The following is a 15,777-nucleotide window of genomic DNA, read 5'->3' as shown; positions in this document are numbered from 1 at the left end:
TCAGCACATTTTGTTGGAAGCTATTCTTCAGACAAAACGGCAATTCATCTGGCTAATTTTACTAAATCCTTGTCTTATTCTGGAACTGTTAAGTTATTAGGTGATAATCAGTTGCCAACAACTTATATCGAAGCGTCTTATATTACCAACAAACCCAACAACTTAATCACACAAGGAAAAACTACCGTTTCAGAGTTAATTTTGCCAGAGATAAATACAAATTTTAAGAAAATATTCGAGGGAATAAATGCTGAAAAAATAGCATTATCTGAAGTTCAAAAACCAAAAGATTCCTTGTTTTTTAATTCTTTTCATAACACAACCAAAGAAGTTTATATAAATTCCGTTTTAAGTAATGTCATCTTTAAAGGAAACTTTGTTTTACGTTCTAAAGATTCTATTCGAGTGAAGAAAAATACCGTTTTAGAAGATGTAATTCTCATTGCCCCCAAAATTACTTTCGAAGAAGGTTTTACAGGAACAGTCCAAGCATTTGCAAGTAAAGGAATCGAGTTAGAACAAAAAGTAATCCTAAACTATCCATCGGTAGTCTGTGTTTATAATCCAACATCGGAAGAAAGTTTAATAAAAATAAAGAAGGAAAGTAAAATTACTGGAGCAGTAGTTTTATTCGGAAATACTATAGAAAACATTAATAGAAATAATGTTGAAATAGATCAAGAAGGATTAATTTTTGGTGACATTTATTGTGCGGGAAGATTAGACTTAAAAAGTAAAGTTTATGGTTCAGTTTATACCAATCGGTTTTATCTCAAAACAGCTTCGTCTACGTACGATAATATGATTTCTGATATAGAAATAAACACTACCAAACGTCCAAAATATTTTATTGCAATTCCATTATTTGAAACCAAAAAAACCGAATATGGTATTCTTAAAAAAGTATTGTAACTTACATCTAAAAGCAAATTCTATCTTAGAATCTATGATTGCGCTGACTATTATTTCGGTGTGTTTGTATATTGCTATTATGATTTTTGCTGCGGTCTTTACGCCAAGAACAGCAGCAAAATTTTATGGTACTCAGAATAAAGTAAATGAAATGTTTTTTTTAGCACAACTCAAAAATGATTCGTTAACAACAGAAAACGAGGACAATAATCTTCTTATTGAGGAAGAAATTATTAGTGATCAGTTAAAAAAAGTAACCATACAATATAAGGACAGCACAAAATATCAGATCGATAAAAGTTTTTATGTTCAAACCAATGAGTAAAAAAAATACAGTTAAAGCATTTTCTATAATAGAAGCAATTATCGGTATGGCGATAACGGCAATTATTATGGGAATTGTATTTGTCATTTTTTCGATTGTATCCGAAAGAATGTTAGACTATAAGAATCAAAATGCATTGGTTAACGATTTGAACCGATTAACTTATTGCATCAATAAAGATATTTTCGACAACGAAAAAATGACTGTTATAGACAATGAAGTAATCTTCAATGGATATTCAGGCGAAGTAGTAAAATATAATTTTCAGGATGACTACACTTTACGAAATCGTGAAGAATTTATAGATACTTTTAAAGTCAAATTAAAAGACATGATTATCGATTCGGTAAAAAGCGAAACCCAAAAAAAAGTCTTTTTAAAGTTAAAACTAAATGTAGAAGTTAACGAAAGAGAGATGGATTTAAATTTCTACAAACGAGTATATGCTAACGAATTGTTACAAAAAACAAAACAATAATGAGTTTAGATTTAAGCACCTATAAAACCGAAAAAACACCAAAAGCCGATTTCAAAATTGAAACTGGAAGTTTTCAGTTTTCTAAAAAGCTTTCGGATAAAAAGAAAGAAATTTTTTATCGTGAATTAGGCATGTTGCTAAAATCGGGTGTCGATTTCAAAAAAGCTTTAGAAATTTTGAGCAATCAATCTAGCAATAAGTTCGAAAAACAAATCATCATCGAAATTAAAGACAAAGTAGTCGAAGGACGAAGTATTTATGAATCGATGAGAGAAACCAATCAGTTTTCTGCATACGAATATTATAGCATACAAATAGGAGAAGAAACCAGAAAACTGGAAGAGGTCTTGGGCGAATTACAAAAATATTTCAATAGAAAAATCCAAATGAGACGTCAAATCATTTCGGTATTAACCTATCCAGCAATTGTAATGACAGTTACTATTTTGGTGCTTTATTTTATGTTGAATAAAGTAGTGCCCATGTTTAGTTCGGTATTTAAACAATTTGGAAGCGAATTACCCAAAAGCACACAAATCATTATAAAAATATCAAATCATTCAGGAACAATATTCGGAATCGTTTTTGGTCTGATAATAGGACTAGCCATTATGCATGCTTTGCTAAAAGAAAAACAAAGCTATCGTGCTATTACAACAAAAATGATGCTTAAGATTCCGTACTTCGGGAGTTTAATACAAAAAATATACATTTCTCGTTTTTGCCAGTCGATGAAATTGCTTATTACATCAAAAACAACATTAATCAATTCCTTATCATTAACAAAAAAAATGATTGGTTTTTATCCTATCGAAATAGCTATCGAAACCATAAAAGAAGATATAACAAGAGGATCCTCATTAAACGAAAGTTTAAAAAAACATTCTGTTTTCGAAAACAAAATGGTCTCTATGGTCGAAGTAGCCGAACAAGTAAACCAATTAGATATTATGTTCGACCGATTGACCGAACAATACAATGAAGAAATTAGCCATCAAACAAAAATGATTGGTGTCATTCTAGAACCTATGATTATCATAGTTATTGGCGTAATTGTGGGCGTAATTATGATTTCTATGTATGCGCCAATGTTCGACTTGAGTAAAATTATAAAAAATTAGTAATCATATCATTAGTATTTGTATTTTTGCGAGCGTTTAAATAAAAAGATATGTCAAACAAGATGAAAAAGTATTTAGATAGTATTAAAAAAGCATCAGTCAAGGCTTATTCTCTAACTGAGATTCTAATTGTGTTGTGCATCATAGGGATATTATTGCTTATGGTATTACCCAATCAGACTTCTGTTATTGGTCAAGCCAAAGCAATTGAAGCACAAGCCATGCTAAATCAGGTATATGGTTTAGAGAAAAGTTATTTTTACCGTCATTCAAAATATTCCAATAACTTCGAAGAAATAGGTTTCGAACAAGAAGCAACTGTCGACGAAGGTGGTCAAGCGGTTTATAAAATAGAAATTATCGAAGCTTCGAGCGATTCTTTTTCTGCCAGAGCAACTGCCACTTCCGATTTAGACAGTGACGGAAGTTTTAATACTTGGGAAATAGACAGCAAAAAAATGTTAACCGAAGTAACTAAAGAATAAATTGAATTTAGCTAGTATAGGTTTGTTACTTTGTTTGCTCTTTGTGTTTTTCCAAGACTGGAAATACAGACACATTCATATTATCTTACCTATCGCTATTTTTGCCCTTTCTTTTTATTCAATACAGCAACAAAATAGTATTGCAATTAAAATAATAGGTTACAATACTATTTTTTTCTTAATCACGTTAAGTGTACTGACAATATATATGAGCATAAAAAACAAAAAATTTCTAAACCCTTTTCAAAACTATTTTGGTTTGGGTGATTTGTTGTTTTATATAGCTATTACACCTTTATTTTTACTTCAAAAATATATTTTATTTTTTATACTATCTATGGTTTTTGCTGTAGGAATGCAATTGGGTTTAAAGAAATTTATAAGACAAGAAACTGTTCCTTTAGCGGGTTTTTCAGCATTATTATTAATTATGGTAATTCTAAAAGATACTTTCTTGAATTTTCAAAAAATGACTATAATCTAATGACGAACGAAATTATAGTACTTCCCGAAAACCAACACAGTATTTCGAGCGACTTAGCGAATCATTACAGAATATTACCAAAAGTAGTCTCTAATGACACTTTAGAATTGTATGTAGACGATAGTCACAATACCCAAGATGCAAAAGACGAATTAGAACTTTTTCTAGGAAAAAACATTCTGTTTTCAGCTGTTGATGCAAGTGAAATAGAAAAAGGACTCTCATTATATTATAGGAAAGAGCGTCAAACTACTTCGAACAAATCATTAAATATTGACAAAGGCGACTTTCTGATAAATTTATTAGACGAAGCTAAATCTTTAAAAAGCAGTGATATCCATTTCGAAATTTACGAAGAATCTTCCCGTATTCGTTTCCGCATTGACGGTCAACTGATCGAACGTTATAAAGTAGAGAGAGAAAATTATCTTGAATTGGTAAACAAAATCAAGATAAAAGCCAAATTGAATATTACTGAAAAGCGATTACCACAAGACGGAAGAATAACAACCGAAGCTTTTGATATTAGGGTTTCTATTTTACCCACATTATTTGGAGAGAAAATCGTAATGCGTTTGTTAGGACAAGACGCTTCCGATATCGATTTGAATACATTGGGTTTTCAAAAAGAAGAATTAGACCATTATCTAGAAGCTGTAAAAAAGCCTAACGGAATCATTTTAATTAGTGGTCCAACGGGTTCTGGAAAAACAACCACATTGTATGCAACGCTAAGATTATTAAATGACAGTCGTAGAAATATAGTTACCGTCGAAGATCCTATCGAATACACTTTAAAAGGGATTAATCAAGTACAACTCAAAGAAGACATTGGTTTAACCTTTGCTTCGGCATTAAAATCATTTTTACGTCAAGATCCAGATGTTATTATGCTGGGAGAAATTCGTGATTCCGAAACAGCTTTAATGGCAATTCGAGCTTCGCTAACAGGACATTTAGTACTATCAACAATACACACCAATTCGGCAATAGGAACCATTTCAAGATTAATTGACATGGGCGTTCCATCGTATTTAATAGCCGAAACCTTAAATCTTTCAGTAGCGCAACGATTGGTTCGAAAACTGTGCGACAATTGCAAAAAGGAAGCTGAAGCTCACAAAGAAGATTTTCCGATAAATTTTCAATTTCCGTATGATATTACAAAATATTACAAGCATGTCGGTTGTAACAAATGTTATCATACAGGTTACAAAGGAAGAAGAGCAATATATGAAGTTTTGACGATAGACAATACCATTGCCGAAGCCATAAAACACAATACCATTACTAAATTGTTTAGTAATGATGAAAATTATAAATCACTGTCGGATAAAGCTTTTGATATTTTAGCCGAAGGCGAAACGTCACTAGAAGAAATATATTCTATTTTAATTAATATATAAATAATGTTTAAAAAAATCACCTACTTACTTTTAAGTATTCTATTCACAAGTTTTGCTTTTGCCCAGCAAGATGTTAATGAATTAGGAAGAAAACTGGATGAACTAGCAATACAAAAGAAAGGTATTAATGAAGTGCTGAAAATTGATGTTTCGGGATTATCACTACACGATTTTATTGCTTCTATTGCAGAAGAACACCAGTTAAATATTGATGTTGATACCGATTTAAATCAATCAGTAGTCAATAATTTCTTTGATGTTACAGTAAAAGATGTTTTCATTCATTTGGTTCAAAAATATGATTTAGAAGTGACTTTTATGAATAATATTATCACTTTCAAAAAAAGAGTAATAGTTAAAATTGTAGAAAAAAAATTAGCAAAGATCATTGATGTCGATTACAATCCGCAAAATGATTTTTTATCTGTTAAATTAGATAACGATTCGTTACCATCCGTAACTAAAGCTATTATTGACAAATCAGGCAAAAATTTAGTATTAGCTCCTGATGTAAAAACGTTAAAAGTATCTTCTTATATTTTAAATCGCCCTTTCGATCAAGTTATCGAAATGCTATCTAAATCAAATGATTTGATTGCGACCAAAGATGAAAACGGTTTTTATTATATCGAGAAAAATAAAGAAATAAATAATTCAAATATAGTTTCAAATAGTAGTACAACAAAAGGTAAAAAGGCTAAAGTAAGAAACGACGAACCAGGGTATTATGAAGTTGACCTCAATAAAACTGGATTTCTATCTGTAAAAGCGAATATTGCTGATGCTTCGGATTTATTGACAGAAGCTGCCGAAAAATTGCACATAAATTATTTCATGTACAACAAACCAGAAAATGAAAAAACGACACTTTCTGCAGATAGCATAACCTTTGACGAATTGTTAGACAACATTTTCAAAGGGAAAAAATACACGTACCTGAAACAAGATAATCTATATTTAATTGGAGAGCAAGCCACTGAGAGTCTGAGAGCAACAGAAATTATTCAGTTAGAAAATCGCTCTATAGAATCTGTTCTTTCTTCTTTACCAAAGATTTTTACCGAAAAATTAGAAATTAAAGAATTTATTGAGCTAAATGGGTTAATTGTTTCAGGTTCTAGAACAGCATTGGAAGAACTAAAAATTTATATCAAACAAATAGACAAAGTGGTTCCAATGGTTCAAATTGAGGTAATTATTGTACAATATAATAAGGAACATGGGGTACAAACCGGAATGAAAGCTGGTTTGGATAAGTTGAACAAACAACAAACTAGTGGCGTTTTATTTCCTACTTCAGAAGTAAATTTAAGCTCCTCATCAGTAAATAGCTTAATTAATGCTTTTAATGGTTTCGGAATTTTTAAATTGGGGAAAGTAACCGAAGCATTTTATGCGAACTTAAAAATACTAGAAACAAATTCGATTGTTAAAGTGGAATCTACTCCTAAAATCGCAACAATAAGTGGTCATGAAGCTAAATTATCTATTGGACAAACAACCTATTATTTTGAACAAACAAATAGATTGATAAACAACAATAATTCAAATAACGACATATTAAATTCAGGTGTTTGGAAACCAAACGAAGCTAATCTAAGTGTTAGTATTAAGCCTTTTGTATCTACAGATGAAAATGTTACCTTGACTATTTCTGTGGAAAAAAGTTCTTTCTTGCCTGGAGCTGCTGAAAATGCACCACTTGGAAAAGACACACAAAAATTTGAATCCCTAGTCAGAGTAAAAAACGGTGAGATGATCTTGTTAGGAGGATTAGATGAATTAAGAAAAGATGATTCTGGAACTGGAACACCTCTTTTGTCTAGAATACCAATTATAAAATGGTTTTTTAGTAGTAGAAAAAAAGGCAAAAGCAATAAAAAATTGCATCTTTTTATTAAACCAACTGTTGTATATTAATGATAACTTATTTATCTAAAATAATAAAAATCAACAATCTAAATGTGGTTGGCGTCATCAAAAAAGAAGATGGCGAGAGTTTCCATGTACTTACTATTAAGAAGAATGGTAATAAAATAGATATTGTATCCAAAAGAGCTTTTGATACTTTTGACGATTTAGCTACGAAGATAGATTTAAAATTGCCTGTACTTCTAGTTATTGAAGGTAAAGGCGTTTTAAATAAAGAAATTGACTTTAACAAAGAAGCAGATATCAATTGGCATAAAAACATCGATTTCAGGACTATTTACCATACTAGTTTTAAAAGTGGGAATAGTAATTTTATCAGTTTTTGTAGAAAAAATAGTATTGATGAAATTGTAGCAAAATTTAAAAAAGCTACTTTTCAAGTAATGGATATTTATATAGGTTCCTTTTTATCCGCTTTGTTACACCATGCAATAAATAAAGACACATTAGTTTCCGGAGATTTAATTTTAAGTTTTGAAAACGAAAAATTAGTTCGTTTTACGAAATCGGAAGAACAAATAAAAAAAGAAAAATATAATATTGGTTTAGATACCATTTCAAGTAATATTTTACCTCTTTACGGGGCTTTAATTCACTTTTTTATCCAACAAAAAGAAGTTTCAAAAACAAAAAATGAAGCTTTAAATGTAGAAGAGATTATTTATAAAAAAGCATTTAACACTTTTGGAATTGCCATGCTTGTTGGCTTTTTAGGGTCATTGTTAATCAGTTACTTTATGATTCAGTACTACGGGTCAAAAAATGCTGAATTGAATCTTAAAAATGTGTATTCAAATCAATCTTATCAAAAAATAGTAGATTTAGAAAAACAAAAGGAAAACAAACTCAATATTCTAAAAGAGTCAGGTTTCTTATCATCAAAATTTTTGACTTACTACGGATATGAATTAATAAAAAATACACCTAGTGATTTGTCATTAAACGAAGTAAATATAATTCCCGCAGGTAAAGAAATTAAGGCAAACAAAAAAATAACTTTTGATGCTAAAACTATTTTGGTAAAGGGAGAAACCTTCAACGAATCTTCAATAAATAATTGGATGGACGGATTGAAAAAAATGAATTGGATAAACAATTTTGAAATCATTAGTTTGAAGAAAGATAAAAAAAATAAGTCTCAATTTGAAGTAAAAATTACGATAAAAGATGTTTGAGCAATATTCCTATAAGAAAAAATGCATGGCTTTCGTCTTGTTTTTTGTAATGCTTTCTGTGACGGCATACAAAAGATCATTTAGTACATTGTTTCAAGTAATTGGTGAACATAAAATATTGTCTTCAAAAATTGATGAGCTAAATAAAAAAGCAAGTAATACCAATGGTCTTATGAGAGATGTTGCTTATTTAGATCAAATAATGGGTAAAGAAGGAACGACAAAGGAGATGATTCAGCAAGGAATTGTGAGCTTTGCATCAGAAAATCATGCTGGAGTTTCAATTCATGAGGTGCAACCGATTCATGTTTTTTCTGACGAAAATTATACAGCCATTACAAATCAATTAGATGTAACCGGAGGAGCCAATCAGCTTTTGCAATTGGGGTATGATTTTGAAAAAAGATTTGACCTTTCTAGAATTATAAGTATAAATTTTTATACCACTAAAAACAACAATAAATCAGAAGTTTTACACTTAAAAATGATATTTCAAAATTATGAAATAGCCAAGAAAACGAATCAACAATCAGAATAAATTTCGCTCTTGACTTTCCCATATGCCATAAATAATAAAAAATATAAATATGAAAAACATAAATAAAATAATCCTGTTAGCTTTTGCAATAACTGCATTTTCATGCGAAGATGTTTTAGAGGAGGATATTACAAATGATATTATTCAAATTATTTCACCTATTGAAGGTGAAGTAGTATCAAGTAATGTCGTTAATTTTCAATGGAACACCTTGAAAGGAGCAGATAAATATCGTGTGCAAGTTTACAATGCAAATCAAGCCGTTGTGTTAGATTCAATAGTAGAAAATAAAACGAATTTAACGCATCCTTTATTAGCTGGTGCGTAAAAATGGAGAGTAAGAGGAGAGAATTTCGGGTATCAGTCTACGTATTCTTTTCCAGTTAGTTTTTCTGTGGTTCAATCTACCGATTTAACAACTCAGCAAGTGGTACTTACAAGCCCTGTAAACGGTCTATATACAAATAGCACAAGCCTTACTTGCGCTTGGCAAGATTTAAATCCTGCGGATTATTATGAATTAGAATTGATTAATGTAACAGCAGGACAAACCATAGTGTACCAACAATCAAATATTACCAATACTTCAGTTACATTAAATAGCACGAGCTTAGTTCAAGAAGCGGAATACCAATGGAAAATAAAAGGGGTTAATACAACGAGTCAAACAGTATTTTCTTCAAGAAATTTCTTTATAGACAGAACGAACCCTAACCAATCACAAAATAGCTTACCACTTAACAACGCAACCCAAATTGCGAATCAGGCGATAACATTCAGTTGGACAGCACCTGCAGATACAGGAACTATTCAATCGCAAATTTCATATTCAATCGAATTTTCAAATACAAATACTTTTGGAACTATCATACAAACTTCTAACAGTACAACGACAACGGTTCAGCAAATATTTACAGCTGCGGGAGATTATTATTGGAGAGTAAAAGCGACTGATGCAGCTGGAAACAATAGTGTGTATAGTACTGCGTTTAAGTTTACAATAAATTAAAGATGTCTAAAAAAAGAATAAATATTGTGTTAATAATTTTGGTTTTGGGTCTATGGGGAACCGTGGGTTACAAATCTATGAGTCAATATTTTTTTTCTAATGAAGTTGCTTTAAGTGATATTCAATCAAATGCTACATTCAATTTTAGCCAGATTAAAAAAGACACATTTCATTTAGAAACAATTCAAAGAGATCCTTTTTTGAATAAAAGGAGTATTACTCCAAGTCAGAACCCAGTGGTAAAGAAAATCTACTCACAACCTAAAGTTCAAATTAAACCAATCGCCCAGCCCAAACCAATTATAAATTGGCCATCGGTTTCTTACTACGGATACATAAAATCTAAAGACAAAACAGAAGAACTAATCCTAGTAAAAATTGACAATGAGCTTCATAAATTAAGAAAAAATGCAACCGTTGATGGTCTAATTATTAAAAAAGTTTTCAATGATTCTATAGAAGTTGTATTTAATAAAGAAAAAAGAGTCATTAGAGTTGGCAATTAAAAACAATATTACTTATCGAAAATAAATCTAATAACAAGCAAGTCATTCTTCTGGCAGCAATAAACCCATTATGTCTCATTCAGCTGCACAAAATCCTCGTTTAGTCCAAGTATTCCTAAACTCAAATAGTTGTTTGCCTTATTTTACTAATTGCATTAATTAAGATTTAGAAACAATTTAAGTTTTCAATTTTAATCAACCTAAACCCCAATAAACACAAGTAACAATAGTATTTGTTCGAATCTCGGCGACTCCACAAAATAAATCCGAAATTCTTAGTAAAATAAGAGTTTCGGATTTTGTTTTACAAACATCTATACCACAAAAAAACTGTGTTATTACTAACACAGTTTTCTTTATTTATAAAATCATATAACTTTAGTTGATAATAATTTTCTTAGAAGCTTTTTTGCCTGCACTATCTACATTTAGCATATAAATACCCGAAGAAAGTGTACTAAAATTAAGTTCTTTATTAAATACTGAACCATTACTTGAAAATGTTTCGTTGTATATAGAACGACCTCTTAAATCATGTAAAGTGATATTAACTTTTTCTGAAGTTGATAAAACTAAATTGAATACACCATTTGATGGATTAGGATACACTCCGAAACTTTCAAATTGATTTTCAGTAGTTGATAATACTCCTTGAACTATGAAGTTATCAATAAAAACTCCTGTATTATTTGAGTTATCATCAGAAACAAAATTAAATCTAAACATAATATTAGATGCCGGTGTGGCGCCACCAAAACCAAATGGAGTCAAAGTATGAGAATAATTACGTTTATTACCATTTACACCCGTACCCCCTATTGGAGCTGTAGCATAAAGACCAGTCCATTGTTTACCTATACAGTTAAAACAAGATTCTGCAGTATTTGCTGCATCAGGCAATCTTGAACTATTATACCAGTTTGCATCAGCTGAAGTTCCTAAAACATTCCAATTTGCACCCGAATTTGTTGAATATTCAAAGTAAATTATATCCCAGTTGGATTCTAAATCAAAAGCCATATCAAAATTCACACTCGGATTAGACATATTAGTTAAGTCATAACATTGAGAAACCAAATATGAAGTAGTTTTGTCTGGATAATTACCAACTAATTTAGTTACATATCCCGCTGAATTTCCTGTAGCAACAGATGTAAGAGGCGTTTTATTAACAGTTCCTCTTTGCCAAACAGTATTTGCTTTTCCGTTTGAATCTATAGACACTAAAGCATCACTTGTATTAGAAAATGCATTAACCGTATTTACTGAACCGTTATTATTTACAGTAAGTATTGAAGTTTTAGTATTGTTTGTTGCATTTCCGTCGCTAATAATAGTTGTTGTTACACTCAAAATATGTGTTCCACGAGTTAAACCAGTTATCGTTAATGGATATACTTGTGTAGAGCAATTTGTTAAAGTACCAGTCCAAGTATTGTTTACAGCAGCACCACCATCTATAGTATATGATACTGTTACTGAAGTAATGTTAGCAGAACCTGCATTTTCAAAAACAAGTGATGCTGAATAAGGAGCACCGCAAGCAATACTAGAAGTTCCTGTAAGAGATTTAAGAGAAACATCATTTGTATAACCTACATAATCAGCACCTATATTTACTGCATACCATGATTTTGTAACCGCCTGAACTTCTGGACTACTAGCACAATAAAGCGAGTTCGCTACCGCAATAGTTGCATTTCGCATATCTGTATAAGTTGAGTTAGCTGTTAAGTAATCTCTTTCTGCTAAATAAGTAATTTGAGAAGATTTTTGCATCCCAATACCTGTTGTAGTTGTTATTCTTGTTGGAACAGCATTATTTGTCCAACTTGTTTTACCAATGGTAAGTAAATAAAACCAGTGGTTTAAAACGCCACTATTATTGTGTACACCGCAGTAATCATTTGCCCCAGCCTGCCCTGGACCTACAGGTGTACAAGCTACACCATCATCAGATGTTCCTGTCCAACTTATCCCTTTGTAAGTATCTGGGTTACCTTTACTTCTTGGCCAACTCATAGATCGTAAGCCGCCTGTAGTTATATCTTCACCTATTTTCCAGCTCGCTTGTGTACCTGGATTAGCTCCATCAGCTGGCATATTAAAATTACCATTTCTTGCCCACCATTCGATACAAGATCCCCATATATCAGACAATCCTTCATTCATAGCTCCAGAATGGTTTTGATAAGCAAGTCCAGCAGTGTATGTACATACAGCATGACCTATTTCATGACCACAAACATCTAATGCTGTTAAAACATTAAATGTATTTCCATCTCCATAAGTCATCCCAGTTCCATTCCAAAATGCATTGTCATAACCTAAACCACCTGCAACATCATCATAATGTACCCAAGATTTTATTTGTGCACCTGCATCATCATAACTATTTCTATTGTAAACTGTTGCCCACCAATCAAAAACTTTTTCAGCTCCCCAGTGTGCATCTAATGCTGCATTGTCTTTTGTTGCACTTGCAGCTGCATAATTTCCTGTTGTCCAACTTGTCGTTGCGTTTATAAAATCAGTAGTTGGATAAGTTGGTGTTTTTCCAGAATTATAAGTGCGAACACCATTACCTGTTATTCCATTCGTAGTACGGTTAGCTTCATATAAAATATAATTTGCTCCAGATAAATTTGACTCGATTGTTTTTGTTCCACTATAACGGGTTGCGGCCGTACTAGCAATTAGAGCTGTACTAATGGTCTTTTGGTCTAGTTTATCAGTTGTCCCTAATAAAATAGCTTCACCAATTTTTGCTTTAGCTTCCTCTGCTCTAGCATTCATACTAGGGCTAGATATTGTACTTTGAGCGTGTTTAATAATTGGGTTTCTATATAATATTTCGCCTGTATGTGCATCTACAAATACTTCATCTCTAGATAAAGGTGCTGTAGCATAAAGATCATATTTGTAAGCCAAACAAATTTTTCCAGAATTAACCATAGGGAAAATAACTAGTTCACCTGTTGGTTTCGCGTAATCCATTGAATTAGCACCTACTGTGTCTTCCCACAAATATTTTTGTGCTCCAATAAAGTTTGTTGCTTTATTAAATCCTTCAGTTGCAGATAAAGTTGGTTTTATGTTTAGGTTTTTTGCATCATACAATTCTCCATTTACAGTTTCCACACGACCTTCACGAGAATGTGTAATAACCGTTCCGAATTCAACTTTTAATCCTTTGTAGAATTGTTGATGACGTTGGTGTGTTAAACCAGATGCATCAGATGTCTCAGATTTTGCTTCAAAAACATTGTTTTTATCTAAATCATATTTCTTACCAAATTCTACAATTGCATTTTCTTTAGTTAAATTATTTTCTAATTTAATAGTTTTTTGGTAGGCATTATCAGAGTTGTATTTTTTGCCATCTTGGGCAAAAACACCTGATGCAAACAACGTCATTAATGACAATGACAGTATGTAATTGTTTTTCATTATTAGGTTTTTTTTTAAGTAGTTTGATGCAATAGTATGAAAAAAAAGCAAAATAAGATAATTTTTTCTTAATTTTTTCTTAACACTAAACAATAGTTAATTATATCTAAACAAACGCTTTATGCTCTAAAAGCATTATGAAAATATTAATTCTAGATAATTTATTAAATATAAGTTTCCGTAGTTTTATTCAATAAAAAAATATCTATAGCTATTATAAACATAATTTTAAACAGTTTTGAAAACCATTCAATTTTTTATCTTTGAAGAAAAAATGAATTATAATGACATCATTGGTACAATAGGAGTTTCAATTGTTTTAGTTGCCTATTTCCTCAATATATTTGGAATGATTCCCAAAGAAGGTATTTTATTCTTTATCTTAAATATTATAGGAGCGACTATTGCTTGTTATGCATCAATACTCATCAATTATAAACCGTTTGTCATACTCGAAGGCACTTGGGCATTTGTTAGTTTTTTGGGATTAATTAAAAACTTAAAAAAATAATATTCTTATGGAAAACTCTTTTTTAATACAAAAATTCTATACCGCTTTTGCCAATTTTAATGCAGAAGAAATGGCAAATTGTTATTATAAAGAAATTATTTTTGAAGATCCAGCTTTCGGAAAATTAAATCAAAAAGAAGAAACCTCGATGTGGAAAATGCTTTTAGAAAGAAGCAAAGGAAACTTAAAAATTGAATTTTCTGATGTCGTTACTTTTGAAAAATCTGGTTCAGCAAATTGGATTGCTACTTATATTTTTAGTCAAACCAACCGAAAAGTTGTGAATATTATTGATGCAAAATTTGAATTTGAAGACGGATTAATTGTCAAACATACTGATCATTTTGACTTCTACAAATGGACAAAACAAGCACTTGGACTAAAAGGTTATTTGTTAGGATGGTCAAATTTTATGCGAAATAAAGTACGACAAAAATCCAAGAAATTACTCCAAAATTACATGCAAAAACATACTTAAATTTCATTAAAAATTTGTTTTCATTTCAAAAAATCATCAATTTCAATAGCCCATTTTAAGTTTGGATTGTAAAACAATTGACCGTTTTTTACTTCCAACGGACAATCAAAATTATTCGTAAAAAGACCTCCAGTACCCAAACCTTGAGGCATCAAATTTTGCTTCAAAAAGGTAAATTGAGCAATGGCATTTAATCCTATATTCGACTCTAAAGCTGAAGTAATCCACCAACCAATATTGTGCTTTTCGGCTAACGAAATCCACTCATTTGTTCCTCGAAATCCACCTATAAAACTAGGCTTCAAAATAATGTATTTTGGCTTAATTTTAAGCAACAGATCTTCTTTTTCTTGGTAAGAAAACACGCCAATTAGTTCTTCGTCGAGCGCAATGTCAATTTTACTATTTTTACACAATTCTGACATACTGTCAGTATGGTTTTTTTGTATTGGCTGTTCGATACTATGCAATTGATAACCAGATATTTTATTTAATTTATTTAAAGCATCAAATTCGCTAAAAGCACCATTAGCATCTACCCGGATTTCTATTTGTTGTGGAGTAAAATTTTGACGAATAAAGTGTAATAATTCTAATTCTTTATCAAAATCTATTGCTCCAATTTTAAGTTTTATACACTTAAATCCTTGTGTTATTTTTTCTTCAATTTGTCGCTTCATTTCTTGCGCCTCACCCATCCAAATTAAACCATTAATCGTAATGCTTTTTTCGCCTAAAGTAAATACAGAAGGAAACAACAAAAAAGGAGTTTCTGAAGCCAGTGATTGAAACGCCATTTCGACTCCAAACTGAATCGAAGGGAATTCAATTAAAGCTTCCCAAAGTTGGTTTTCACCCAAATGAATATTATTACAAACCCATTGTAATTTGACTTCATAATCCGGTCGGTCATCAGCGCTTAACCCTCTCAAAATGCCACACTCGCCTATGCCTTTTTTTCCATCCT

Annotated in this window: 17 protein-coding genes; 15 read left to right on the top strand and 2 right to left on the bottom strand. The window is 31.0% G+C overall.

Going from position 1 to position 15,777, the window contains the following annotated elements; translation table 11 throughout:
• From ACH2BP_RS03940 to ACH2BP_RS03880, 13 genes are all read left to right on the top strand, one after another.
• Window positions 1-912 (top strand): hypothetical protein (locus ACH2BP_RS03940; RefSeq protein WP_395057219.1); only part of this gene is annotated, 912 nt, incomplete at its 5' end.
• A complete protein-coding gene (locus tag ACH2BP_RS03935) occupies window positions 887-1,237 on the top strand; it encodes a hypothetical protein (protein ID WP_395057217.1) in 351 nt (116 codons plus the stop codon). The genes ACH2BP_RS03940 and ACH2BP_RS03935, both read left to right, overlap by 26 nt.
• Complete coding sequence (locus tag ACH2BP_RS03930) at window positions 1,230-1,715, top strand: type II secretion system protein J (RefSeq protein ID WP_395057215.1); 486 nt, start codon at window positions 1,230-1,232, stop codon at window positions 1,713-1,715. The genes ACH2BP_RS03935 and ACH2BP_RS03930 overlap by 8 nt, the downstream gene beginning before the upstream one ends.
• Complete coding sequence (locus ACH2BP_RS03925) at window positions 1,715-2,836, top strand: type II secretion system F family protein (protein WP_395057213.1); 1,122 nt, start codon at window positions 1,715-1,717, stop codon at window positions 2,834-2,836. The genes ACH2BP_RS03930 and ACH2BP_RS03925 overlap by 1 nt, the downstream gene beginning before the upstream one ends.
• A gap of 62 nt (window positions 2,837-2,898) precedes the next feature.
• Window positions 2,899-3,321: a type IV pilin protein gene (locus ACH2BP_RS03920; RefSeq protein WP_395057211.1), complete on the top strand. Its 423-nt coding sequence runs from the start codon at window positions 2,899-2,901 to the stop codon at window positions 3,319-3,321.
• A 1-nt stretch (window position 3,322) separates the two neighbouring features.
• Window positions 3,323-3,805 (top strand): hypothetical protein, encoded by a 483-nt coding sequence (locus ACH2BP_RS03915; protein ID WP_395057209.1) that lies wholly within the window; start codon window positions 3,323-3,325, stop codon window positions 3,803-3,805.
• Window positions 3,805-5,211, top strand: coding sequence for a GspE/PulE family protein (locus tag ACH2BP_RS03910; protein ID WP_395057207.1), 1,407 nt, complete (start codon window positions 3,805-3,807; stop codon window positions 5,209-5,211). The genes ACH2BP_RS03915 and ACH2BP_RS03910 overlap by 1 nt, the downstream gene beginning before the upstream one ends.
• 3 nt (window positions 5,212-5,214) lie before the next feature.
• Window positions 5,215-7,131: a type II secretion system protein GspD gene (locus ACH2BP_RS03905; protein WP_395057205.1), complete on the top strand. Its 1,917-nt coding sequence runs from the start codon at window positions 5,215-5,217 to the stop codon at window positions 7,129-7,131.
• Window positions 7,131-8,318, top strand: a complete 1,188-nt coding sequence (locus ACH2BP_RS03900) for a hypothetical protein (protein WP_395057203.1) — start codon at window positions 7,131-7,133, stop codon at window positions 8,316-8,318. The genes ACH2BP_RS03905 and ACH2BP_RS03900 overlap by 1 nt, the downstream gene beginning before the upstream one ends.
• Window positions 8,319-8,343: 25 nt before the next feature.
• On the top strand, window positions 8,344-8,856 hold the full coding sequence (locus ACH2BP_RS03895) for a hypothetical protein (protein ID WP_395057201.1): 513 nt from the start codon (window positions 8,344-8,346) through the stop codon (window positions 8,854-8,856).
• Window positions 8,857-8,905: 49 nt separating this feature from the next.
• A complete protein-coding gene (locus ACH2BP_RS03890) occupies window positions 8,906-9,184 on the top strand; it encodes a hypothetical protein (RefSeq protein ID WP_395057199.1) in 279 nt (92 codons plus the stop codon).
• A gap of 66 nt (window positions 9,185-9,250) precedes the next feature.
• Window positions 9,251-9,865 (top strand): fibronectin type III domain-containing protein, encoded by a 615-nt coding sequence (locus tag ACH2BP_RS03885; protein WP_395057197.1) that lies wholly within the window; start codon window positions 9,251-9,253, stop codon window positions 9,863-9,865.
• 2 nt (window positions 9,866-9,867) lie between these two features.
• Complete coding sequence (locus tag ACH2BP_RS03880; protein WP_395057195.1) at window positions 9,868-10,371, top strand: hypothetical protein; 504 nt, start codon at window positions 9,868-9,870, stop codon at window positions 10,369-10,371.
• Window positions 10,372-10,749: 378 nt separating this feature from the next.
• On the opposite strand, the gene ACH2BP_RS03875 is transcribed toward ACH2BP_RS03880, so the two are convergent.
• Window positions 10,750-13,821, bottom strand: coding sequence for a M4 family metallopeptidase (locus tag ACH2BP_RS03875; RefSeq protein WP_395057193.1), 3,072 nt, complete (start codon window positions 13,819-13,821; stop codon window positions 10,750-10,752).
• Between the two features lie 238 nt (window positions 13,822-14,059).
• Between ACH2BP_RS03875 and ACH2BP_RS03870 the strand changes: the two genes are divergently transcribed.
• The gene (locus ACH2BP_RS03870) at window positions 14,060-14,332 is read left to right on the top strand and encodes a hypothetical protein (RefSeq protein WP_395057191.1); all 273 of its coding nucleotides are present in this window, start codon (window positions 14,060-14,062) and stop codon (window positions 14,330-14,332) included.
• Between the two features lie 7 nt (window positions 14,333-14,339).
• On the top strand, window positions 14,340-14,810 hold the full coding sequence (locus tag ACH2BP_RS03865) for a nuclear transport factor 2 family protein (RefSeq protein WP_395057189.1): 471 nt from the start codon (window positions 14,340-14,342) through the stop codon (window positions 14,808-14,810).
• A gap of 20 nt (window positions 14,811-14,830) precedes the next feature.
• Here ACH2BP_RS03865 and ACH2BP_RS03860 read toward each other — a convergent pair.
• On the bottom strand, window positions 14,831-15,777 hold a 947-nt coding region (locus ACH2BP_RS03860; protein WP_395057187.1), incomplete at its 5' end, for an o-succinylbenzoate synthase.

It is taken from the genome of Flavobacterium sp. (assembly GCF_043756175.1).
In the GTDB taxonomy this organism is placed as follows: Bacteria; Bacteroidota; Bacteroidia; order Flavobacteriales; family Flavobacteriaceae; genus Flavobacterium.
Note: the sequence above shows the minus strand (reverse complement) of the source record. Positions and strands in the feature narration are given on the sequence as shown.

Coding starts and splice junctions, on each gene's coding strand:
- ACH2BP_RS03865 (WP_395057189.1), top strand. CDS start 14,340: ATGGAAAACTCTTTTTTAATACAAAAATTCTATACCGCTTTTGCCAAT.
- ACH2BP_RS03895 (WP_395057201.1), top strand. CDS start 8,344: ATGGCTTTCGTCTTGTTTTTTGTAATGCTTTCTGTGACGGCATACAAA.
- ACH2BP_RS03905 (WP_395057205.1), top strand. CDS start 5,215: ATGTTTAAAAAAATCACCTACTTACTTTTAAGTATTCTATTCACAAGT.
- ACH2BP_RS03935 (WP_395057217.1), top strand. CDS start 887: ATGGTATTCTTAAAAAAGTATTGTAACTTACATCTAAAAGCAAATTCT.
- ACH2BP_RS03910 (WP_395057207.1), top strand. CDS start 3,805: ATGACGAACGAAATTATAGTACTTCCCGAAAACCAACACAGTATTTCG.
- ACH2BP_RS03930 (WP_395057215.1), top strand. CDS start 1,230: ATGAGTAAAAAAAATACAGTTAAAGCATTTTCTATAATAGAAGCAATT.
- ACH2BP_RS03900 (WP_395057203.1), top strand. CDS start 7,131: ATGATAACTTATTTATCTAAAATAATAAAAATCAACAATCTAAATGTG.
- ACH2BP_RS03880 (WP_395057195.1), top strand. CDS start 9,868: ATGTCTAAAAAAAGAATAAATATTGTGTTAATAATTTTGGTTTTGGGT.
- ACH2BP_RS03920 (WP_395057211.1), top strand. CDS start 2,899: ATGAAAAAGTATTTAGATAGTATTAAAAAAGCATCAGTCAAGGCTTAT.
- ACH2BP_RS03925 (WP_395057213.1), top strand. CDS start 1,715: ATGAGTTTAGATTTAAGCACCTATAAAACCGAAAAAACACCAAAAGCC.
- ACH2BP_RS03875 (WP_395057193.1), bottom strand. CDS start 13,821: ATGAAAAACAATTACATACTGTCATTGTCATTAATGACGTTGTTTGCA.
- ACH2BP_RS03890 (WP_395057199.1), top strand. CDS start 8,906: ATGAAAAACATAAATAAAATAATCCTGTTAGCTTTTGCAATAACTGCA.